The sequence below is a fragment of the Paeniglutamicibacter sp. NPDC012692 genome (genome assembly GCF_042901625.1).
Taxonomy (GTDB): domain Bacteria; phylum Actinomycetota; class Actinomycetes; order Actinomycetales; family Micrococcaceae; genus Paeniglutamicibacter.
Map to the genome: position 1 here is coordinate 222,959 of NZ_JBIBDE010000005.1, position 21,783 is coordinate 244,741.

The 21,783-nt window shown below is 64.9% G+C and carries 22 protein-coding genes; 17 read left to right on the forward strand and 5 right to left on the reverse strand.

Annotated features, from left to right (window positions below; translation table 11 throughout):
• Positions 1–180 precede the first annotated feature (180 nt).
• From ACFY5D_RS17245 to ACFY5D_RS17255, 3 genes are all read left to right on the forward strand, one after another.
• Positions 181–540, forward strand: coding sequence for a GNAT family N-acetyltransferase (locus ACFY5D_RS17245; protein ID WP_387532904.1), 360 nt, complete (start codon positions 181–183; stop codon positions 538–540).
• Positions 541–629: 89 nt separating this feature from the next.
• Complete coding sequence (locus ACFY5D_RS17250) at positions 630–1,340, forward strand: hypothetical protein (protein ID WP_387532610.1); 711 nt, start codon at positions 630–632, stop codon at positions 1,338–1,340.
• An 87-nt stretch (positions 1,341–1,427) separates the two neighbouring features.
• A complete protein-coding gene (locus ACFY5D_RS17255) occupies positions 1,428–2,297 on the forward strand; it encodes a GIY-YIG nuclease family protein (protein ID WP_387532613.1) in 870 nt (289 codons plus the stop codon).
• Positions 2,298–2,317: 20 nt separating this feature from the next.
• Here the strand turns inward: ACFY5D_RS17255 and ACFY5D_RS17260 are convergent, their stop codons facing one another.
• Complete coding sequence (locus ACFY5D_RS17260; RefSeq protein WP_387532616.1) at positions 2,318–2,968, reverse strand: isochorismatase family protein; 651 nt, start codon at positions 2,966–2,968, stop codon at positions 2,318–2,320.
• A gap of 55 nt (positions 2,969–3,023) precedes the next feature.
• A complete protein-coding gene (locus ACFY5D_RS17265; protein ID WP_387532619.1) occupies positions 3,024–4,331 on the reverse strand; it encodes a nicotinate phosphoribosyltransferase in 1,308 nt (435 codons plus the stop codon).
• A 270-nt stretch (positions 4,332–4,601) separates the two neighbouring features.
• Here ACFY5D_RS17265 and clpS point away from each other — a divergent pair, with 270 nt between their 5' ends.
• From clpS to ACFY5D_RS17300, 7 genes are all read left to right on the forward strand, one after another.
• Positions 4,602–4,898, forward strand: a complete 297-nt coding sequence (clpS, locus tag ACFY5D_RS17270) for an ATP-dependent Clp protease adapter ClpS (RefSeq protein ID WP_387532907.1) — start codon at positions 4,602–4,604, stop codon at positions 4,896–4,898.
• Between the two features lie 2 nt (positions 4,899–4,900).
• Entirely contained in the window at positions 4,901–5,470 is a 570-nt protein-coding gene (locus ACFY5D_RS17275; protein ID WP_387532622.1) for a DUF2017 domain-containing protein, read from the forward strand.
• A 65-nt stretch (positions 5,471–5,535) separates the two neighbouring features.
• A complete protein-coding gene (gene murI / locus ACFY5D_RS17280; protein ID WP_387532624.1) occupies positions 5,536–6,465 on the forward strand; it encodes a glutamate racemase in 930 nt (309 codons plus the stop codon).
• The gene (locus ACFY5D_RS17285) at positions 6,462–7,367 is read left to right on the forward strand and encodes an MBL fold metallo-hydrolase (RefSeq protein WP_387532627.1); all 906 of its coding nucleotides are present in this window, start codon (positions 6,462–6,464) and stop codon (positions 7,365–7,367) included. Before murI ends, ACFY5D_RS17285 begins: the two co-directional genes overlap by 4 nt.
• Before the next feature lie 148 nt (positions 7,368–7,515).
• The gene (gene rph / locus ACFY5D_RS17290) at positions 7,516–8,271 is read left to right on the forward strand and encodes a ribonuclease PH (protein ID WP_387532630.1); all 756 of its coding nucleotides are present in this window, start codon (positions 7,516–7,518) and stop codon (positions 8,269–8,271) included.
• Positions 8,268–8,903, forward strand: coding sequence for an RdgB/HAM1 family non-canonical purine NTP pyrophosphatase (rdgB, locus tag ACFY5D_RS17295; protein ID WP_387532633.1), 636 nt, complete (start codon positions 8,268–8,270; stop codon positions 8,901–8,903). Before rph ends, rdgB begins: the two co-directional genes overlap by 4 nt.
• 155 nt (positions 8,904–9,058) lie before the next feature.
• Positions 9,059–9,415 (forward strand): cupin domain-containing protein, encoded by a 357-nt coding sequence (locus tag ACFY5D_RS17300; RefSeq protein ID WP_387532636.1) that lies wholly within the window; start codon positions 9,059–9,061, stop codon positions 9,413–9,415.
• 34 nt (positions 9,416–9,449) lie between these two features.
• On the opposite strand, the gene ACFY5D_RS17305 is transcribed toward ACFY5D_RS17300, so the two are convergent.
• Positions 9,450–10,022, reverse strand: coding sequence for a hypothetical protein (locus tag ACFY5D_RS17305; RefSeq protein ID WP_387532639.1), 573 nt, complete (start codon positions 10,020–10,022; stop codon positions 9,450–9,452).
• Positions 10,023–10,058: 36 nt separating this feature from the next.
• Between ACFY5D_RS17305 and ACFY5D_RS17310 the strand changes: the two genes are divergently transcribed.
• The 5 genes from ACFY5D_RS17310 to ACFY5D_RS17330 all read left to right on the forward strand — a co-directional run bounded on the left by ACFY5D_RS17310 (position 10,059) and on the right by ACFY5D_RS17330 (position 14,166).
• Positions 10,059–10,760 (forward strand): DedA family protein, encoded by a 702-nt coding sequence (locus tag ACFY5D_RS17310; protein ID WP_387532642.1) that lies wholly within the window; start codon positions 10,059–10,061, stop codon positions 10,758–10,760.
• Positions 10,761–10,988: 228 nt separating this feature from the next.
• Positions 10,989–11,381, forward strand: coding sequence for a GntR family transcriptional regulator (locus ACFY5D_RS17315; RefSeq protein WP_387532645.1), 393 nt, complete (start codon positions 10,989–10,991; stop codon positions 11,379–11,381).
• Positions 11,378–12,301, forward strand: a complete 924-nt coding sequence (locus ACFY5D_RS17320) for an ABC transporter ATP-binding protein (protein WP_387532648.1) — start codon at positions 11,378–11,380, stop codon at positions 12,299–12,301. Before ACFY5D_RS17315 ends, ACFY5D_RS17320 begins: the two co-directional genes overlap by 4 nt.
• A 23-nt stretch (positions 12,302–12,324) precedes the next feature.
• Positions 12,325–12,993 carry a hypothetical protein gene (locus tag ACFY5D_RS17325; protein ID WP_387532651.1) on the forward strand — a complete coding sequence of 223 codons (669 nt, stop codon included), beginning with the start codon at positions 12,325–12,327 and terminating at the stop codon, positions 12,991–12,993.
• 174 nt (positions 12,994–13,167) lie between these two features.
• Positions 13,168–14,166, forward strand: coding sequence for an exonuclease domain-containing protein (locus tag ACFY5D_RS17330; protein ID WP_387532654.1), 999 nt, complete (start codon positions 13,168–13,170; stop codon positions 14,164–14,166).
• Here the strand turns inward: ACFY5D_RS17330 and ACFY5D_RS17335 are convergent.
• Entirely contained in the window at positions 14,163–16,307 is a 2,145-nt protein-coding gene (locus tag ACFY5D_RS17335; RefSeq protein WP_387532657.1) for a bifunctional lysylphosphatidylglycerol flippase/synthetase MprF, read from the reverse strand. The genes ACFY5D_RS17330 and ACFY5D_RS17335 overlap by 4 nt on opposite strands.
• Before the next feature lie 231 nt (positions 16,308–16,538).
• Entirely contained in the window at positions 16,539–17,420 is an 882-nt protein-coding gene (locus ACFY5D_RS17340; protein ID WP_387532660.1) for an ADP-ribosylglycohydrolase family protein, read from the reverse strand.
• Positions 17,421–17,497: 77 nt separating this feature from the next.
• On the opposite strand from ACFY5D_RS17340, the gene ACFY5D_RS17345 reads away from it, so the two are divergent.
• Positions 17,498–18,664, forward strand: a complete 1,167-nt coding sequence (locus ACFY5D_RS17345; RefSeq protein WP_387532663.1) for an exonuclease SbcCD subunit D — start codon at positions 17,498–17,500, stop codon at positions 18,662–18,664.
• The gene (locus ACFY5D_RS17350) at positions 18,661–21,780 is read left to right on the forward strand and encodes an AAA family ATPase (protein ID WP_387532666.1); all 3,120 of its coding nucleotides are present in this window, start codon (positions 18,661–18,663) and stop codon (positions 21,778–21,780) included. Before ACFY5D_RS17345 ends, ACFY5D_RS17350 begins: the two co-directional genes overlap by 4 nt.
• Positions 21,781–21,783: the final 3 nt, after the last annotated feature.

Sequence of the window (21,783 nt, forward strand, 5' to 3'; positions counted from 1 at the left end):
GGACTCGGCAATTTCGATCGACCCATGGCAATCGAAAGGGTGGAACTCAAGCTGGTCATCGCGGACTTTGACGAGCAATGAATTGCCGATCGGGTCGCGGAGACCGAGCACGGAGGTGTTTCCCTCGCTTCCCAGTCGAACCTCGGCAACGAGTCATCACAACATCGCAGGCTATTCGAGCTGAACCGCGAATGCGCCAGGGACATCCCTGATCGCGGGGATTTCCATTCCTTCGGGGAGTATGTCCGGCTGCGCATCGAAGTCGATTCCTTCGACCCGCGGTGCGTAACCATCGCACGCAACGGTGATGAGTGGATCGGGATGACGGCCGCATCGAACCACCTGGACCATGGATTCATGCACGATGAAATGACAGGGGTCGTGGCGGCCCATCGCGGACGTGGTCTTGCCCTGGCTCTTAATCTGGCCAATATCCGCCGCATGCGGGCGCTCGGTGCATCCGTTGTCCACACGATGCACCACCCCAAGAACACGGCGGCCATTGAAATGAACAAGATGCTCGGTTACGTGCCTCGATAAGTTGGTACGTCGGCCGTTGAAGTCGGCGCGGTTAGTCCACGCACTGAATCGGCCGCAAACGGGTGGCCAGCGCCGCTACTGTGGATCACATGACGACACTCGCGCCCATTCAGGCCCCGGCTGACCTGATAGAACACCTTGAAACGACTCCTCGATCCCAAGCTATCGATGATCACGGCTTCGATTTGAATCTGCTGTATTGGAACAATCGCATCGGACATCTCCCTGGGGGCCCGGTTCGGGGAGTCGATGGCAGCATCGAGCGGGGGCGCATTACACGAGGCTCCCTGTTTGCGATGGCCGACGGCGCCTGCACTGATGAATCAGCCGAGGCGGCCTACGCCTTACTGTGGCACGTTCTGGCCTGGGGCACCGGAACCAGCCACCGAAACACTACCAAGCGCGTCGCCTCGATCGAAAGAAATGTTGCCGGCATCGGGGAGGGTTTGCGCCGTGCCGCGATTCTGTCACGCACCGATCCGCAAGCTGCTTTCAGAACCTTGCAGCCGCACAAGCCATTGGTGGGTTCGCTGGGACCGAACTTCTTCACCAAGTACCTCTATTTCGCAGGCGCCGGCAATATAGAGCACCCTTGCCTTATCGTGGACAAGCGTGTCTTGGCGACGCTTAGTCGCTCCACGGAGGAACCGTTGACTCCCAAACACGGGTCAGGATATGGCTATCGCACATACTCGGCGGCCAACAACATGATGTCCGAATGGGCCAGACAGCTTTCTACCCCGGATCGCCAGATTGGTTTCGACGAAGTCGAACGTTGGGCGTTCAAGGTCGGCAAGTAACAGCACAACGTATCCGTGGGCGTCTTGAACATGGGCATGCTCACTTGTGGCGGGAACACATTGAGAACTACAGAAGGAATCCAACGTATGGAATCAACGATTAGCCAGACGAAACCAACGACGTCCTTTGAAGGGCGCCTCACGTTTGGCAGCATCCTGGAATCTTCCGGGATCGACCCGTCCCTAGTGCTGCTGATCCGGCACACCTACAAGACGGACGGCTTGACCGGGCCGGAGGACCTCACGCCGGAGAAGATAATGGCGTACGTTCGTGCGCAAAGCTCAGTTGTCTACAAGTTTCCCAAGGAACCGCCGCGCATCTGGCTGAATTTCATAGCGGCTGGCGGCACTCGCTGCAGGTTCATCGGCGCCTACGAGAATCACGGCGAATCGGAAGCCGAACGAACCGAGACCGGTCGCTTCTACAACCTGACACCGTCGGATTGCCTCGCCGAATTCCGCGACCGGATGGTCATCGACTGGGGCACGGGAGCCATCAACTGGGCGAAGCGGGGTGAGTCAGGGACCGGACTTCAGGTCACCGAAATCTCAGATGCCCAGGCCGAGGCTTTCCCCGGTTTCGACAACCTCCTCCTCTCGTTCAGCGAGCTGCAGACAGTCATTGAGGACTCCCGCTACGGGGCCTGGCGAGAAGTGCTCAAATCCGTGCAGGGCGTCTACCTGATTGCCGACACGAGCACCGGGCAGCTGTATGTGGGAAAGGCCGACGGGAATGAACGCATCCTGGGGCGCTGGAGCACCTATGCGAAGACCGGCCACGGCGGCAACGTTGCGCTGCGTGAACTGGATGCTCTGGATCTGTCGCACCGAAGGCACTTCCAGTTCAGCATTTTGCGGGTCTTCAGCCCCGGCACCTCGACGGTAGAGATCGATGCCGCCGAGGCGCACTACAAGCGTGCGTTTCTCACGAGGCAGTTCGGGTTGAACCGAAACTGACCGCGGCGCGGGCGCGGTTGTCAGCCCAGTGTCAGCACCGTAACGCCGGCGGCGCGCAGCTCCGCGAAGACGGACGCGTTGTTTGCAGGATCCACCGCTGCCGTGAGCGGGGAAATCACGGTGGTTGCAAAGCCCAGTTCACGGGCGTCAAGGGCCGTGGCGCGCACACAGTAGTCGGTGGCGATGCCCACCACGTCCACGGCGTTGATGCCCCGTTCGCGCAGCCAGTCGCCCAGCAACGGGCCTGACTCGTCGCCAACGCCGGCACCCGCGATGGCAAGGCGTCCCTCGAAGCCCGAGTAGGCCGCGGCATAGCGCCCCTTGCGGAACGCCGCATCGATGAGGTGCACGGCCGGCGCCAGGTTCGGATGGAGGGCCGCGCCGTCGGTGTCGGCGACGCAGTGCACGGGCCAGGACGCAACGAAGTCCGGCGTCTCGGAGAAATGGTCGCCCGGATCCATGTGCCAGTCCTGCGTGGCCACCACCGCCGAGTAGCTCGCGCGACGGGCCAGCAGGTCCTCGGCGATGGCGGTTGCCACCAGGGAACCGCCGGCCACGGCGAGCGTACCGCCCTCGCAGAAGTCGTTCTGCACATCCACGATGACCAGCGCGCGCGCCGCGTGGTGTTGCACCGCGGGGGAGTCCGCCTGGTTCATTGGTTCGCTGCTCATGGTTGCTTTCCTTTCGGTGTGCGCAGGACGACGCCGGAGTGCCCCGGCGCTTCGGTCAGTCGATGTAAACGGTCGGGATGACCGGTTCGCCGCGCTGCAGGCGCCGCGAGCTGCCGGGCATCTCCAGGATGGAGTCCTTGTGGCGCTGCGTTGCCCGGCGCACGCCCTCGGCGCCCATCCAGCCGTCCTGGATCTCGCCGTTGACGACAAACTGCTGCAGCAGTACGCGGTCGTTGGTGTCCGCCTCCGGCAGTTCCCCGACTCCGACCAGTTCCTCGGTGGCGCGTCCGCGCTCGTTGAGCCGGCGCAGCGCGAACTTGCGCCCGCCCACCGAGGCCTTGTTCTTCGCGGCCTTGGCGACGGAGACGAATTCGCCCGCGTCGTTGTGCCGGGCCACCAGCTTGTAGACCATCGAGGCGGTCGGGTGCCCGGAGCCGGTGACCAGCTCGGTGCCCACGCCGTAGGCGTCGACGGGGGCGGACTGCAACGCGGCGATCGCGTACTCGTCCAGGTCGGAGGTGACCAGGATGCGGGTGTTCTCGTTGCCGAGGTCATCGAGCAGGTCGCGGACCCAGCGGGCCTGTTCCACGAGGTCGCCCGAGTCGAGGCGCACGGCGCCGAGTTCCGGGCCGGCCACCTCGACGGCTGTCCGCACGCCGTTCTCCACGTCGTAGGTGTCGACCAGCAGCGTGGTGCCCGCACCCATGGAGGCGACCTGGGCCTTGAAGGCGGCGCGCTCCGAGTCGTGCAGCAGTGTGAAGGAGTGGGCCGCGGTGCCGACGGTCTTCAGCCCGTAGCGGTGTCCGGCCTCGAGGTTGGAGGTCGAATCGAACCCGGCGATGATCGCAGCCCGTGCCGCGGCAACGGCCGACTCCTCGTGGGTGCGCCGCGATCCCATTTCGATGCACGGGCGGGTGCCGGCGGAGGCGATCATGCGCGAGGCCGCGGAGGCGATCGCCGAGTCGTGGTTCAGCGCCGACAGGATGAAGGTCTCCAGCACGCAGGCCTCGGCGAAGGTCGATTCGACGATCAGCACGGGCGAGTTGGGGAAGTAGATTTCCCCCTCGGCGTAGCCGTAGATGTTTCCGCTGAAGGAGAAGTTGCGCAGGTAGTCGAGCGTCGTCTCGTCGACCACGTGGGTGTCGCGCAGGAAGGCCAGCTGCTCCTCGCCGAAGCGGAACTCCCTGAGTCCCTCCAGGATGCGCCCCGTTCCCGCGACCACGCCGTAGCGCCGCCCCTCCGGCAGGCGGCGGGCGAAGGCCTCGAACACGCTGGGCCGGTGCGCCGCGCCGGAGTGCAGGGAGGCCTGCAGCATGGTCAGCTCATAGTGGTCGGTGAACAGGGACGTTGGCTGCTGCCACATGCGGTTGGCTCCTCGCAATGGGGAAGTGGCGGGGCCGCGTCGGGCGCGCCCCCACGGGCTCGTGTTTCCGGCGGTCGGCCGCATGTGAGCTGGTCAGGAGCGTGCCGCGCCGCCGGGGTCTTAGTAGATACTCTAGACCCGCCGGGCCTTTTCCGCCCCTTGGCGGCCGGGGCGCCCGCGGCGTTCGTTCCCCTGCGCGGCGGCGGGCGTGCGCCGCTCCCGGCGGTTCGCGCGGGCCGCGTGCGGTCGTAGAATGGGAGCATGCCATTCATGACTGCGATGCCCGATGTGCTTGAGCACGTAGAGCAGGCCCAAGCGCTGCAAGCCGACCAACCCTACGTCTTGATTGTCTGGAACGATCCGGTCAACCTGATGAGCTACGTCAGCTACGTCTTCCGCTCCTACTTCGGCTACTCGGAGGCCAAGGCCGACGAGCTGATGATGCAGGTGCACCAGCAGGGCCGCAGCGTCGTTTCCACCGGGACCCGCGAGAAGATCGAGGCCGACGTCGCGGCCATGCACGGCTTCGGCCTGTGGGCGACCCTCTCCAAGGCGGACGCCGCATAACCATGGCACGAGCTTTCAAGAACACCATGCGCGGGTACTCCGCATCCTTGGAGAGCGCCGAGCGCAAGCTGTTGCGCGGACTCTTTGAAGACGTCATCCAGCTGCTGGAACCCGAACGCGAGGCGGACGAGGACCCGTTGTGGGCGATGGTGGGCCTCGACCCCAACGCCCACAAGGACCACTTCGCGGCCCCCACCGACCCGGCCACCAAGCGCCTGCTTCCCGACGCGGACCCGAACGACCCGATCGCGGCCCTGGAATTCCGCCGCCTGAGCGAGCGCGGCATCAGGGAACGCAAGATCGGTGCGCTGCGCGAGGCCGCGCTGCTCATGGAATCTTCCACGGTCCTGCTCAGCGACGAGACGGCCCCGCGCTTTGCCGCGGCCATCAACGACGTGCGCCTGGTGCTGGCCGAGCGGCTGGGCCTGGAGACCGAGGAAGACGCCGAGCGCATCCACGCACAGGACGACTGGTCCAAGGCCGACACCGTCGACGAGTACCTCGCCCTTGTCTACAATTTCGTCACCTGGCTGCAGGAATCCCTCATGCAGGCCATGCTGAAATCTTTGTGAGCTGGGCTACAGTGTGGCGCGCTTGCTAGTTGTTGGGCGCGCCCACCTAGTAGTCTTCGTAGACCATGACAAGTGCGTCCACCAGCGAAATGTTCCCGCTCGACAGGCCCCGGGCCAATGCCCCGCTCGGCATCTTTGATTCCGGCGTCGGCGGCCTGACCGTTTCGCGTGCCATCATCGACCAGCTTCCCGGCGAATCCACCATGTACGTGGGGGACACCGCGAACTCGCCCTACGGGCCGCTGCCCATCGCCGAGGTCCGCGCCAACGCGCTCGGCGTCATGGACGAACTGGTCGACGCCGGCGTCAAGCTCCTGGTCATCGCCTGCAACTCCGCCTCCGCCGCGGTCCTGCGCGACGCCCGCGAACGCTACACCGCCCGCTACGGCATCCCCGTGGTCGAGGTCATCCAGCCCGCGGTGCGCCGCGCCGTCTCTGCCACCCGCAACGGCAAGATCGGCGTCATCGGCACCCTCGCCACCGTCGGATCGCGCGCCTACGAGGACGCCTTCGCCGCGGCCCCGCAGCTTTCGATCACCTCCGTGGCCTGCCCGCGCTTCGTCGAGTTCGTCGAGAACGGCATCACCACCGGCGCCGAGCTCATGGAAACCGCCGAGGAGTACCTGGCCCCGCTGAAGGCCGCCGGCGTGGACACCCTGGTGCTTGGCTGCACCCACTACCCGTTGCTCACCGGCGTGATCTCCTACGTCATGGGCGAGGACGTCACCCTGGTCTCCAGCGCCGAGGAAACGGCCAAGGACGTCTACCGCGCGCTGATGCGCCACGACCTGGCCCGCGACGAGGCCGCTGCCCCCACGCACCAGTTCCTGGCCACCGGGAACGCCGCAAGTTTTGAGGTTTTGGCCCGGCGTTTCCTGGGCCCCGAGGTTTTGGCGGTTGAACAGGTCGACCACGTCGCCGCCCACTATCCGACCGGCTCCATTGCCATGATCACTCCGGCAATGGTCGCCCTTTCGAAAGCGAGTGTGTCATGAAGCTGACGATCATTGGCTGTACCGGGTCATTCCCCGGTCCGGGATCGCCCGCCTCCTGTTATCTTGTCAGCGCGTTCGACGGTGAACGCCAGTGGAAGATCCTCCTGGATCTGGGCTCCGGCGCGCTTGGCGTGCTGCAGCGCTACACGGACATCAAGGACCTGGATGCGATCTTCATCTCGCACCTGCACCCGGACCACTGCATGGACCTGTGCGGCATGCACGTGGCCATCCGCTGGGATCCGGCCGGCTGGGGGCGCGAGCGCATGCTGGTGCACGGCCCCGCGGCGACCGCGGACCGCATGGCCACCGCCTACGGCCTGCCGCTGGAGGAGGGCATGCACCCGGACTACGACTTCCAGAACTGGAAGGCCCACGAGCCGGTGAAGATCGGCCCGTTCTCCATCACCCCGTACCCGGTGCTGCACCCCATCGAGGAGTCCTACGCGCTGCGCGTCGAGGCCACCGAGCCGATGGCCGACGGCACCATGCGCACCTCGGTGCTCACCTACTCCGGCGACACCGATTCCTGCCCGGGCCTCATCGAGGCCGCCCAAGGCGCTGACATGTTCCTCTGCGAGGCCGCCTTCCAGGAGGGCCGCGACGATTCCATCAAGGGAGTCCACCTGACCGGACGGCGCGCCGGCCAGGCCGCGACAGAGGCAGGCGTCGAGCGCCTGCTGCTGACCCACATCCCGGTCTGGACCGACATCAACACCGTGGTCAACGAGGCCAAGGAGGTCTACTCCGGCGGCATCGCCGTGGCGGTCTCCGGCGTCACCTACGGGGTCTGGTCCGGCTCCCAGCTGGGCACGCCGAAGTCGCTGCCCACCGCGCCGGTCTCGATCGTGCGTTCGGCGCCCACCCGCGAGTGGCGGGGCGCAAAACCCAAGAAGAAGTAGCGTCGCGCAGCAGCTTGGCGTGCGAGGGTGCATCCGGTCCCGCCGATTTCCGGTGGAACCTGATGCGCCTTATGTCTTTCCCCCGTCGGTCCAGCCCCGAGGTGCGCGGCGTGCGGTCCCGTTGGATGCGCGCACTAGACTTGAAGCCATGACTTCAGCATCGACTTCCGCAGCAGTGCGCGCCGACGGGCGCGCGGTAGACCAACTCCGCGAGATCACCATCACCCGTGGCTGGTCCAAGCAGGCCGAGGGCTCGGCCCTCATCGAATTCGGCAACACCAAGGTGCTGTGCACCGCCTCCTTCACCGCGGGTGTGCCGCGCTGGCTCAAGGGGGAGGGTACCGGCTGGGTCACCGCCGAGTACTCGATGCTGCCGCGCGCCACCAACACCCGCAACAGCCGCGAATCGGTCAAGGGCAAGATCGGCGGCCGCACCCACGAGATCTCCCGCCTGATCGGCCGCTCGCTGCGCGCCGTCATCGACACCAAGGCACTGGGCGAGAACACCATCGTGCTGGACTGCGACGTGCTGCAGGCCGACGGCGGCACCCGCACCGCGGCGATCACCGGCGCCTACGTGGCACTGGCCGAGGCCATCGAGTGGGCCAAGGCCAACAACCTGGTCAAGAAGAACGCCACGGTCCTCACCGACTCGGTCTCCGCGATCTCCGTGGGCATCATCGCCGGCACCCCGATGCTTGACCTTCCCTACGTCGAGGACGTCGACGCCGAGACCGACATGAACGTCGTGGTCACCGGCGGCGGCGACTTCGTCGAGGTCCAGGGCACCGCCGAGGGCGCGCCGTTCAAGCGCGCCGAACTGGACGCGCTGCTGGACCTGGCACTGGTCGGCACCACCGAGCTGGCCCGCATCCAGCGCGAAACCTTGGGCGTCAACGCATGAGCGTAAGCCCCCGGTTGGTGCTGGCCACCCACAACAAGGGCAAACTGCGCGAATTGCGCGAGCTGCTGCGCGGCCAGGTCCCCGGGCTCGACGTCGACACCCAGGTGGTTGACGCCTCCGCGGTCGGCGCCCCGGACGTTGTCGAGGACGAGGTCACCTTCCAGGGCAACGCGCTGCTCAAGGCCCGCGCCGTCACCGCAGCCACAGGCCTGATTGCCATTGCCGACGATTCCGGGTTGTCCGTCGTCGTGCTGGGCGGGGCGCCGGGCATCTTCTCGGCGCGCTGGGCCGGCCGCCACGGCGACGACCAGGCGAACATCGACCTGCTGCTCGCCCAGCTCGGCGACGTCAAGGACGAGCACCGCGGTGCCTCGTTCGTGTGCGCGGCCGCACTGGCGACCCCCGACGGGTACGTCGCGGTGGAGCTCGGGCACATGCCCGGCACGCTGCTGCGCGAGCGCCGGGGCAACGGAGGGTTCGGCTACGACCCGATCCTGCAGCCCGAGGGCTACTCGATCTCGGTGGCCGAGCTGACCAGCGAGGAAAAGAACGCGATCAGCCACCGCGGACGTGCATTCCGCGGCCTGTTGCCGCAGATCGTGAAAGCGCTCACCGAAGCCGAGTCGCGGTAGTTTTCAACGAAACGCGAATGCGTTGGTGTCCCGGTTTGCCGGGGCACCAACGCATTTCTTGCATCCCCGCCCGTTGACCGGCGGCCGGAGCCTTGACCGGGGCGCGGCGAACCGGGTAGACATTGGGCATCGGAGATCGCGGGAATCGGGGCAGCATGAAAAAGTTTTCTCTCACGGCCATCGCTCGCACGCAGATGCGCACGGCCGCGACGGCTTCCAGCGGACGCAGTGCCAGCACCGTCTTCGGCGGGCACGAACACACGCTGCGGCAAACCGTCATGGGCCTCGCCGCCGGAACCGAGCTCAAGGAGCACATCAACCCGGGCGAAGCGACGGTGATGGTGCTCAGCGGCCGCATCCGGCTGACCTCGGGTGAGCAGCAGTGGGAAGGCCGCACCGGCGACCTGTTGGTCATGCCGTCGGGAACGTCGCAGATCACGGCACTGGAGGAATCCGGGCTCTTGCTCAGCGTCGCCAAGACGGACAGGGCCGTGCCGCCGTCCACCTCCTGAGGCACACGGCGGGAAGCCAAGGCCGGGTTGCAGACTACTTTCTGCGCTTGCGCGATTTACCGTGTCCTTCGAGCACCCCCTGCGGGTCGAACACGGCACCGCTCGGTGGTGAATAAAAGTAGTACGGGCCGCTCTTCAACATTTCCTTCATTTCCCGGTCCGACTGCAGCTTGGCTTCCACCAGGTCATCGAAGCACTTGGCCGCCGCCGGGTTGGACGCGGTCCCCGGGCATTGGAAGAGCGCGGGGTGTTTGATCAAGGCGGCACCGTCATACTCGACGATGTGGCCGACCCCGATTTCCGTGGAAACCAGCTTGGCCAGGCGAATTCCTTCGATGGTGAACTTTTCTTCGATGCCCCGGGAACGAAATGCATAGTCGCCATCCAGCGAATCGTAGTAGAGCTGCTCCCAAGCCTGAAGCGCTTCAACCAGTGCGAAGCTCAACCCGGTGTCGGCATAATCGAGGGGGTCCCCAAGCCACAGCACTGTATCCGCGTAGTCGGGGAACATCCGAATGATTTCCGGTTTCCGGGTGCTTGCTGGCTTCATGTGCTGATAATACGTGCGTTGTCGGTGAGGCGTTCGCCACATCGCGGCGATGGTCACGGTGAATTTTCGGACAGATAGGGGAGACTGAAAGGGATGACGACTCTGATTGCGCTACAGGCCGCCACCGCCGATTCCTCCGGCGACAGCCTGATCACCCGATTTGCCGACTGGGCCGTGGGACTGATGGAAATCATCGGTGCCCCCGGCGCCGCTCTGGCCATCGCCATGGAGAACCTGTTCCCGCCGCTGCCCTCCGAGGTGATCCTGCCCCTGGCCGGATTCACCGCGAGCCGCGGATCGTTCTCGCTCTTCGAGGCGCTCCTGTGGACCACTCTTGGCTCGATCTTCGGCGCCTACGCCCTCTACTGGGTGGGACGTGCGCTGGGCCGCGAACGTACCCGCAAGATCTTCGGCTGGCTTCCGCTCGTGGACCTGAACGACGTGGACAAGGTCGAGGGCTGGTTTGACCGCAACGGGTCCAAGGCAGTGTTCTTCGGTCGCATGATCCCGATCTTCCGCTCGCTGATTTCCATTCCCGCGGGCATTACCAAGATGAACCAGGGCAAGTTCCTGGGGCTGACCGCCGCAGGCTCCCTGATCTGGAACTCGATCTTCGTGCTGGCCGGCTTCTACCTGGGCGAAAACTGGCACGTCGTTGAAACCTACGCCGATGTCTTCCAGAAGATCGTGATCGTGGTCGTCGTCCTGCTGGTTGCCTTGTGGCTGGTGCTCAAGCTGCGCAAGCGCAAGGCCCAGCCGATCCAGCCCGAGCAGGAGAGCGAAAACGTCGGTTAGCGGGCACGCCGTGTAACCGGATTCTTTCGAAGCCCGGTCGTCGCCGCCCCTACAACGGGGTGCGTAGCGACCGGGCTTTTTGCTGCCCGGAATCCACGTGGCTTTGTGGAGTTCGCTGGCGTTCGAGCCTTGACAGTTGGCGGTCGCGATTCTAGGTTAGTTACATGAGTAATGAACCACTGAACCAAGCAAGTGGTTTCGTCAGGGAATCCTCGGAGGTAGTACCCCATGAGTGTGATCGATGATTCTCGGCCGATCTTCCTGCAAATTGCGGAATTGATCGAAAACGACATCGTTTCGGGAACACTCGGTGAGGAATCGCAGGTTCCCTCCACCAACGAATTCGCGGCCTACTACCGCATCAATCCAGCCACCGCCGCCAAGGGCGTCAACCTCTTGGTAGAAAGCGGAATTCTGTACAAGAAACGTGGAATTGGCATGTTTGTCTCAACCGGATCCCGAGCCCGATTGCTCGACATCCGCCGCAAGGATTTCCAAGCACAATACATTCAACCGCTGGCCCGGGAAGCGCGAAAGCTCGGCATCACTGGCGAGGAGCTAAGCATCATGATCAAACAATCACTCATCGCAGAAGTAGCTGAAGGGAGCGGCCTCCGATGAACGACCAACCAACACCCGCCATCGAGGTTCGCAACCTCGTCAAGTCCTACCGGGAACTCAACGCGTTGGACGGCATCTCGCTCACGCTCCAGGAAGGGCGGATCCACGGATTGCTGGGGCGCAACGGCGCCGGCAAAACGACCCTGATGTCCATCCTGGCCGGACAGGGATACCCCACCAGCGGCGAGGCGCTGATCTACGGAAGTAACCCGTTCGAACACGACGAGACACTCTCGCGGATCTGTTTCATTCGCGAATCCCAGAAGTACCCTGACGACTTCACGCCGAAGCAGGCGTTCATGGCAGCCTCGCTTTTCTTCGGAAGCTGGAACCAGGAACTTGCCGACCGCTTGGTCGAAGAGTTCTCCCTGCCGCTGAAGCGTCGGATCAAGAAACTCTCCCGCGGACAGCTGTCGGCCGTCGGAATCATCATAGGCATGGCGTCCCGGGCGGAGATCACCTTCTTCGATGAGCCCTACCTCGGCCTTGACGCTGTGGCCCGACAGATCTTCTACGACCGCCTGGTCGAGGATTTCTCGGAGTATCCACGCACGATCGTGCTGTCCTCGCACTTGATCGACGAGATCGCGAACCTGCTTGAACACGTGGTTGTCATCGACAAGGGCAGTATCATGCTCGACGAGGATGCCGAGACGCTGCGGGGATCCGCGGTGGCCGTCACCGGCAACGCGGAGAAAGTCAGTGCGTTCATCGACGGCTACGAGGTGCTGCACCGAGATTCGCTCGGTTCCCTTGCCTCGGTGACCATCAAGGCAAGGCTCACCGGCACCCAGCGGGAGATGGCAGCGGAACTCGGGCTTGAGCTTTCCCCGGTTCCCCTGCAACAACTGGTGGTTCGCACCACGCTCGCGGAACAGTCCAAGGAAAACAACGAGGAAAGTCTGGAGGCCCTCAAATGAGCCGCATCGTCAATGTTGCGCGAATGCAACTGATCAACAAATGGACCTTCCTGGGCATTCCGATGGTGATCTTGTTGGCAAGCACGACCTTCACGATTGCCATTTGGGCGATCGTGTCCAGGAACTCCGGCGACGTGGTCTTGGTCTCCGGGTCGGGGCAGGCCGTCATGTGGTACTTCCTGGCGCTCGGTATCCAGTCGCTGACTCTGACGTTCCCCTTCTCCCAAGCCATGAGCGTTTCGCGGAAGACCTTCTACATGGGAACCCTGGGCCTGTTCGCGGTGATCGCACTGGCCTACTCGTTGATCTACTACGTGCTTGGGCTCATCGAAAAGGCAACCGGCGGGTGGGGCATGAACGGACAGCTCTTTGCGCTGGGATGGATTGCCGAGAACAACGCCGCGGTCCAGATCCTGTTCTACTTCGTTGCCATGGTGCTGCTGTTCATGATCGGGTTCTGGTGCGCAACTGTCTACCTGCGCTGGAAAGCCACCGGCATGTTGATTGTGGGCATCGGATTCGCGGCGATCCTGCTGGCCCTGACCGCGATGCTGACCCTCAACGATTGGTGGGTCCCGCTCGGTGTCTGGCTCGGCTCGCTGTCCACCCTGGGGGTAGCCCTGATGCTTGGCACCATCTGCGTGCTGCTCGCCGGGGGCTCGTACGTGACCCTGCGGAAGGCAACCACCTAGGATGTCCACCCGACGCTCTTGAAACCAGTGGTTGGCTCCCCGTTGCGACATGCGGGGAGCCGGCCTTTTGTTGGGTGCACAGGGGGTGTGTGGCAGGCGGGACCACTGTCATTCCCGCCACATAAGATTGCCGCAGTTCCAAGAATGTCGGTCATCGGCTGTATCGTTTCACACGTGGCTTTGGACTTTACATCGATCGACTTTGAGACGGCTAACGGATTCCGCGGCTCTGCCTGCAGCGTGGGCCTGAGCAAGGTCCGCAACGGAAAAATCATCGAGGAAGTCTCCTGGCTGATGCGCCCGCCGGCGGGATTCGACCACTTCGATGCGCGCAACACGATGATCCACCACATCACCGCAGAGATGGTTGCCGATGCCCCGCGCTTTGGCGAACTGTTTATCCCCATGGCCAACTTCATCGGCGATGACACCCTCGTGGCGCACAATGCGGCCTTCGACCTCGGCGTGATCCGCTCGGCCTTGGAGGTCTCCGAACTCTCCGGCCCGGCCTACGACTACGCATGCACCGTGAAGATGGCCCGGAAAACTTACGAGCTTTCCTCCTACTCGCTGCCCTTCGTCGCGGAGGAAGCGGGCTCGCCGATGGTGAACCACCACGATGCGCTCGCCGACGCCCACGCTTGCGCCGCCATCATGGTCGACATCGCCCACCGCCAAGCTGCGGATTCCGTGGCGATGGCCGCCGAGAAACTGAAAATCAAGATGGGCTTCGCGCAGGCATACGCCCCGGGCGACGAGCTTTCCAAGGCCACCCGCGATGCCCAGGGGTGGGCTGCCCGGGGCAACTCCGTGCCGGTCCAGCCCGACTGGGCGGCCTGGCCGCAGGAAGGCAAGGATCCGGAGCCGAACCTCGACGCCGATCCGGCGCACCCGCTGTACGGTGAAACCGTTGTCTTCACCGGCAACCTCGGCATCAGCCGGCAGGTGGCCAAGGACAGTGCCGCCGAGCGCGGCGCCACGACGGCCAGCCGGGTCACCAAGGCGACCACCGTCCTGGTGGTCGGCGACGGATTCGTTCCCGAGGACCTGTCCAACGGGCGGCTCACCGGCAAGGCCAAGCGCGTGCTGCGTCTCCAGGAAGCAGGCCAACGCGTGGCAATCCTCGCCGAAGGCGAGTTCCTTCAGCTTATCGACGGGTTCGGGGCGGCCTAACGCCGCTTTGCACGCATGTCGCGAAGCGCGCCGAAGCCTTCGCGGGCGAGCTGGCTCAACGTGGCTTCGGGAAGGAACGCGCGGGTCAACCCGCCAGCAATGCGCGGCAGGTCGCTTTCATCCCGGTACACCAAGTACATCGGCGCGACCCGGGGATTGAACTTGGCCTTGAAGGCATGCAGGGAACCAAAACCGTAGAGCGGCTCAAGGGCCTTGGACACCGAGGCGAGCACCCTGTCCACCGGTTCCTGTGCGGCCGTGTGCTGGATGTGGGCCAGCGGCGCCCCCGACAGCGAGGCGAAATCGGCTCCCGAGTCCGAAAAGTGCTTGAGGGACGAACCGATGAGGAACTCCATGACCGATGCGAAGCCGAAATCGCGCCTGCGCATGAGGTCAAGCGTCCAGCCGGAAATCTCGCCGCCCGGGGCATAGACCGGCAACCAGCTCAGGAATCCCTGGATCTCGCCCTGCGCATTCTCGGCCAGGGCAAGTTTCACCATGGGGTCGGCGGCCTCCTCGAGCGTGCCCAGTGTGAACCGGATCTCGGGCAAGGACTTGTCGCCAACCCATGCCTTCGAAATCTCTTCGAGTTGGGTCCTGACACGCGTCGGCTCATCTGCCAGCCGGGTGACCCTGAACGAAACTTCCTCACGCGCGGCCCGGTTGAGCGCTGTGCGGATGTCGGACCATTTCTTTCCCGCGAACTCGAGACCCGGCAAATCAACCAGGGTGTCCTCGGCGATTTGCATGGCCCTCCACTGGTCCGGCGGCGTGGCAAGGGGCGCGCTGGTGGAGAAGAAGAACGGGCACAGGCCCGCCTTCTCGGCAGCAGAAGAGAACGCCGTCATCGCGGCATCCCTGTCCTCGGCCGGGCCGATGGGCTCGGCCAAGCCGATGGCGCAGCCCATGTGCACCTGGTAGGTCATCACTGAACCGCCGGGGGAGCGGAAGTGCTGGTTTCCGCGCCACGTACTCATCCACGAGATGGTCCCGCCGCCGTATCTCCGCAGCTGGGCAACCACCGCAGGGGCATCCATGCCCCGGTGTCCCAAGGCCGCCGGCAGGCGTCTGAGCCTGCGAACTCCGAAGGCACGCCAACACAGCACAAGGTAGACAAGCATGAGGGCCCACAAAGCCGCGTGCGCCGCGGCAAACGACGCAATTCCGGACCCCTGCCTGAGCTCCGGCCCGAGGGTCACGATGAGCGTCAGGCCGACGATCCCACGCAGTACGTTCAGTATGGCCAGGACAATGGCCGCGACCCAGGCGACGCGTCGGCCGGAACGCAGCCCGCGAGTCAGGACGAGGACAAGCACGGCGTTGACAAGAACGGCAATGCGCCCCCCGCCGGCCTGGGTGGGGCCAAACGGGCCGTTGGTGGGAACAATGATCGTCAGGATTTGGATGCTGACCAGCGATAGCAGGCCAACCCAGGCGATGAACCGCTGCTCGCGCAAGTTGGGTCTGGAAATGGTCCGGATTTTCCACAACAGCACCAGAGTGATCGCCGCGGCATGTTCCAGGTCGCTGATTTCCCCGACAAGCGTCACGCTCACCACTGCGAAGCTGATCAAGAGAAACTGCCAGCGCAACTTCCACGGCTGCCGGAGGTAGCAAACCGCCAGGGTGAGGCACGCGAAGATGCCTCCGGTCGGCCCAGTGTCCACGTCGCGGGACAGCGCATCGATCCAGGACGAACCGAGATCCCTAAAGAGCAGCAACACGGCGGCGACGACGGCGAGCGAAGCGAACTGGCTGAGGAAAAAGGTCACAATGGCGGATCTTGTTCCGCGGGACACCTCCAGCCATCCCACGCTGAGCGGGAGCAAGAACATCACCAAAAGGTAGGAAGCCGGTTCACTCAGCACAAAGGTCCCGGTGATTGCGGTCAGCCAGTCGCCGTTGGTGAACGCCGGCAACCCGTAGGCAAGATCCTCGAACCACCTGTTGTTCTCGGTGGTCCTGAAAATTGACCTGGTGATCAGGCCGCTGAGCAGGATGGCTCCCATCAGCGCCACGGTGAAGGGCGCCTTGGAAACCGCCCCGTAGGCGGTGGCCCTCGTGTTGGCAACAAGCTCGGACAGCCTACTGCCCTTGAAAATTCCGGCGGGCGGCGTGCCTGGCGTGCCGTTCGCGGTCATGTGTTGCCCCTTTGCCCGTGCTTCGCTGAGATGCCGTCCGACAGGTGGTATTCCCTTGATACCGCATGCGGTGCTGCGTTTCCACGCCACGAGCATTGTCTCCCGGCAGGGGATGAACGCCTCATGCCGGCCGGAGGGCCGCTGCAGCTTGCCGGTGCCTCAGGATCCACCGTGACGATGAAGGTGCCGGCGCGTAGAGCTCGTTGCTCCATGCGCCGGCACCAGCCACGGCTAGCTTCCCACCGTCAGCTTGATCCAGCGCTCGTGCATTTGGTCAAGGATGGGATCAAGGACCGACGCTGGGCGGTCGGCCACTGCGTCCGTTCCCAGCACCGCTGCCAGCAAGGCGCACGCGAAGGAAGCCGTCTCGACATCGGGCTCTTCCCCCAGCAGTTCGAAGAGCGTGTCGTATGCGGCCTTCGGGTCGGTGTTTGCCAGCGACTCGGTGACAAATGCCACTGCGTTGCGCAGGGCCTCGGCGGCCACGCCCTCAAGGCCGGCAACTAGCTCGGCCCATCGGGGCGCGGACGCCGATCCGTTTTCCAATGCAGCGCGCACGACAAGCGCAGCCTGGCCCGCGGCGGCGTGCGCCAGCGGGGAACCGTGGGTCAGCGCGGCGGCGTCCGTTGCAAGCTTGTGCGTCGTCGCCTCATCCACGCGAGGTAGCAGCGCCATGAACGCCGCACGGCTCAGGACACCCGAGGTGTCGGCAGCCGGGAAGGCCGGGCGGCCAACCGAAGCCATGTCGGCGTTCACCAGGGCAAGCAGGTGCTGGGGATCGCCGGGGGCAAAGTCCTCGGCACCCTCGAAGGCCTCGTCGATCCAGCGCGGCTGCGGTTCCGGTGATCCCTCGGGGAACGACTTGATCACAAGCTTGTACCAGCGCAGCCCGGCCAGCCACATGCAGGCGGCCTCGTCCGAGGCAACGCCGTCGTTGGCCCATTCCAGGGCCTCGAGCAAACCATCAAGGAGGAACAGGGACAGCGTTTCGCTTTCGCCCGGTTCCTGGCCGTCACGGGCGTGGGTGGCACCGTCGACGGCGGCAAGCAGCACGCCGAAAACTCGGTCGGAAAAATCAGCGGGAATCGCATACGGATCGATTGAATCAGTCACCCCACCAGTCTATGGGTTTTCCCCGAGGTGCCGAGTCGGTTAACAAAGCGTCCGGTGCCCTCGCTAGGCTTGGAGCCATGCGTATCTTGCACACCTCCGATTGGCATCTGGGCCGCTCCTTCCACGGGGCCTCCCTGCTGGCGGCACAGGAAGAATTCATCGACCGGCTGCTGGAGACCATCCGGGAGGAGCGCATCGATGTGGTTCTGGTTGCCGGGGACGTTTACGACAGGGCCTTGCCGTCGGTTGACGCCGTGTCGCTCTTTGACAGGTCCCTGGTTCGGCTGCGCCAAACCGGCGTCCAACTTGTCATCACGAGCGGAAACCATGACTCTGCCCTGCGTCTGGGATTCGGTTCGGCATTGCTGGAACACGCCGGGTTGCAGCTGCGCACGCGCCTCGAGGACATTGACAGGCCGGTGCTCATGGAGGGCGAAGGCTTCGCGCTCGCCGTTTACGGCTTGCCCTATCTGGAGCCGCGCATGGTCGCCGAACGTCTCGGCGTCGAGGAGCCGGGACATTCGCCGGTCGTCAATGCCGCGCTGAACCTGGTGCGCGAAGACCTGAAGGCCCGCCAAGCGGGTACGGACCAACCCGTCCACAGCATCGTCCTGGCGCATGTCTTTGCGGCCGGGGGAGCTGGCTCGGAATCCGAGCGTGAGTTGAGCATCGGTGGGCTGGACATCGTCCCCACCGCGCACTTCAACGACTTCACCTATGCCGCCCTCGGACACCTGCACGGGCGCCAAAAGCTTGCTCCGAGCATCCGCTACTCGGGTTCCCCCATCCCGTATTCCTTCTCGGAAGCGGGCCACAGCAAGGGCGCTTGGGTCCTTGAGGTGACGGCCGAGGGTCTGGGCGAGGTCAAGCAAGTCGACTGGCCGGCGCGGAAACAGCTTCGCATCCTGCGCGGAAAGATCGACGAGCTGCTCACCGACGAGCAGTACGCTTCAGCCAAGGACGCATGGTGCCAGATCACCCTCACCGACAAGCACCGCCCCGCAGGTGCCATGGAACGGCTGCGCAGCAGGTTCCCGGACACCCTGGTGCTGAACTTCGAGCCGGATGAAAAGCCCGACGACACGGCACACAGCTATGCCGACCGGCTTGCGGAAGCCAAGTCGCCGATGGAGGTCTGCTCGGGATTTGTTGAGCACGTGCGCAAACGCCCGCTCAACGAGGCCGAAGACGACCTGCTCGTCTCCGTCCTTGCCCAGATACGCAGCGAAAAGGTTGAAAAATGAGGGTCCACAGTCTCGAAATCGAGGCCTTCGGGCCGTTCGCCAAGCGCGCCACCATCGACTTCGATGCGCTCTCCGAGGGCGGCATCTTCCTGCTCAACGGTGAAACCGGGGCCGGCAAGACCAGCGTGCTCGACGGCATCTGCTACGCGCTCTACGGTTCACTTCCCGGGGTCCGCCAGGGCAGCAAGTCTCTGCGCAGCGACCACGCGGAAGCCTCGGTGGCACCCGAGGTGATCTGCGAATTCTCCACCGGGGGGCGGCGATTCGAAGTCACCCGCTCGCCCGCGTGGGACCGGCCGACCAAACGCGGCAAGAATGGCACCACGACGGCCCAGGCCCAGAGCCGCCTGCGTGAATTTGTCGGCGGAAGCTGGATCGAAAAATCCACCCGCAACGACGAGGTCGGCGCCACCCTCGGCGAAATCCTGGGTCTGGACAAGGAACAATTCACCAAGGTCGCCATGCTGCCGCAGGGCGCCTTCGCAGCCTTCCTGCGGGCCAAAGACAAGGACCGCGAAGATCTCCTGCGCTCGCTCTTCGATACCAGCGAATACGCGCTCACCGAAAAGGTGCTGGGCGAACGATTTGCCGAGGCCAAGGCGGAAGCCGAGGCCGCCGAGCGAAACCAGCGGGCCACCGTCGAGCAACTCGTCGCCGACGCACTGACGACCCTTTACCCGGACGAGACCGACTTGCCGGAGGACGCCGCGGGGCTGCGCGACTCCGGTGACTTTGACGCGCTGGGCAAGCACTTCGACACCACGCTGTCCGATGCCCGGCAGAAGCTGCAGCAGGAGCTGACGGACGCGGACGCACGGTCGAGTGCCGCCCGCACCGAGGAAACCAAGCTCAAGGAACGAGGTGCCCGGCATGCACAGCTTGCCGAGCTGGCCACCCTGCGCCGGATCCATGAGGAGCAGGCCGCAGAGGTTGCGGAACTCGCCGCCAAGCTGACGCGCGACGCGGCCGCCGTCGCACTAAGGCCCTACCACCAGCAAGCACTTGGCGCCGCGGAGGCCACCGCAAACGCGGAGTCCAGGCTGCACGAAGCGCTTGCCAGCGCCCTCGATTCCGGCGCGGGATCCATGGAGGAAGCCCAAGAGCACTCCGACGGGGACGACGCATCCGCCGGGCTCTTTGCCGCGGCACAGGCACCCGGGGCCGAGCTGGAAACGGTGGTGCAGCTGGCCGAGCAGGCAAAGGCCATGGCAATTTCGGCCGTGCAAAAGGCCGCCGTCATCGAGGCGGCGCTGCCCGACGAGCAGGAACTCGAGGCCACCCGGACCGAACTGGGCAAGCTCGAGACCGCGCTGGAGTCCGAATCGGCGCTGCAGTCCCGGCGAGTGAAGGACATTCAGGAGCTCAAGGCGGGGCTTCCCGCCCTCCAGACAGCATGCGCCACCGCGGACGCGCTGCTGGCTTCCCTCCCGGCGCTCCAGCAGACGGTCGATGCGGCCGGTGAACGCCGCGACCAAGTGGCGGCGCGTGGCAGGGCCGAACGTGCCCAGCTCAAGGCACACTCCGAATTCAACGACGCCAAGACCCACACGCTGACCCTGCGTGAGGCCGCGGCAGACCTGGTCTCCCTGCGCCTGGACCAGTCGGCCGCAACCCTCGCCGCAGCGCTACGCGACGGCGATGCCTGCATGGTCTGCGGTTCCCACGAACATCCCAAGCCCGCAACCCAGCCCGAGGGTGGGCTCGTCGACTCCGAAGCCATCGAACACGCCCAGGCGCAGGCCGCCAAGGCCGAGGCAGCCGAAGCCAAGACCGCCGCCCAGCTGGAGAAGGCCAACACAGCGCTGGCATTGATCCGGGACCGTATCGGCGACCTCGACAAGGAAACCGCCGCGGCGGATTTCGAGGCCGCATCCCTCAAGCACCGGGCAGCCGTCGAATCCTCCGAGGCCGCCACCGAGGCCGCCGCCGAACTCGCCAAGGCAACGGCAAAGCTCGAATCCCTGCAAAGCGACGAGACCAAGGCGGCCACGGCCATCGAAGTCACCGGCACCAAGATTGCGGCGGCCGAATCCCGCGTCGGCAGGCTCACCGAATCACTCGCGGCACTGAGCGGCGGCGGGCAGGGCCTGCGGGAACGCCACGCGGCGCTCAAGGCCCGAGCGGAGAGCCTCGAATCCCTCGCGGCTGCGGCCTCTGAGCTGGCAGCGGCCCACGGCGCGGCAGCAGCCGCGGACGCGCAGTGGGAAGCCAAACTTGCCCAGGCAGGCATCGCCGACACCGACGCGTGGCTGGGACGACTGTTGCCATCGGCTGAACGGGTCTCGAGCCAGCAACTGGTCGATGCCCACAACGAGCAGTCGGTGCGCATCAAGACGCTTGCCGAGGCCCCGGAAACCACACTCGCGCGCAGCGAGGCCGACTCCGGAACGGGCGCCCCGGAGGCCGAAGAACTTGTCGCCGCTGCGGCCGCGGTGCGGGAATCCCTGGAACGCCGGGACACGGTACTCGCCGGCGATGCGGTGCTCGAAAGCTACACCGCCAGGCTGCAGGCCAACCGCAGGAAACTTGCCGACCTGGCCCGCGAACAGGGACCGGTCCTCGAACGGTTCAACACGCTCAAGTCGATGTCCGATCTGGCCCGCGGGTTGGGGGAGAACCGGCTCAAGATGACGTTGAGCACCTATGTGCTCGCCGCGCGGCTGGAGGCCGTCGCGCTCGCGGCAACGCACCGCCTGCTGCTGATGACAGGCCAACGCTACTCGCTGGTGCACGACGACACCCCGCGCGGAAACAACAAATCGGGGCTCGGCCTGCAGATCCTTGACTCCTGGACCGGCGTCCGGCGCGACACCCAGACGCTTTCCGGAGGGGAATCGTTCATGGCCTCGCTGTCCCTGGCGCTGGGATTGGCAGATGTCATCCAGCACCAAAGCGGAGGCATCGACATCGAGACGCTGTTCGTGGACGAGGGCTTCGGTTCGCTTGATGCCGAAACCCTGGAGCAGGTCATGGACGCCCTCGAGGCCCTGCGCAGCGGCGGCCGGGTCATCGGCGTGGTCTCCCATGTGGCGGACATGAAACAACGGATTACCACCCGGCTCAATGTCCACAAGGGGCGCAACGGATCCACGGTGTCCATGGAAGTCGGAGGATAGCGC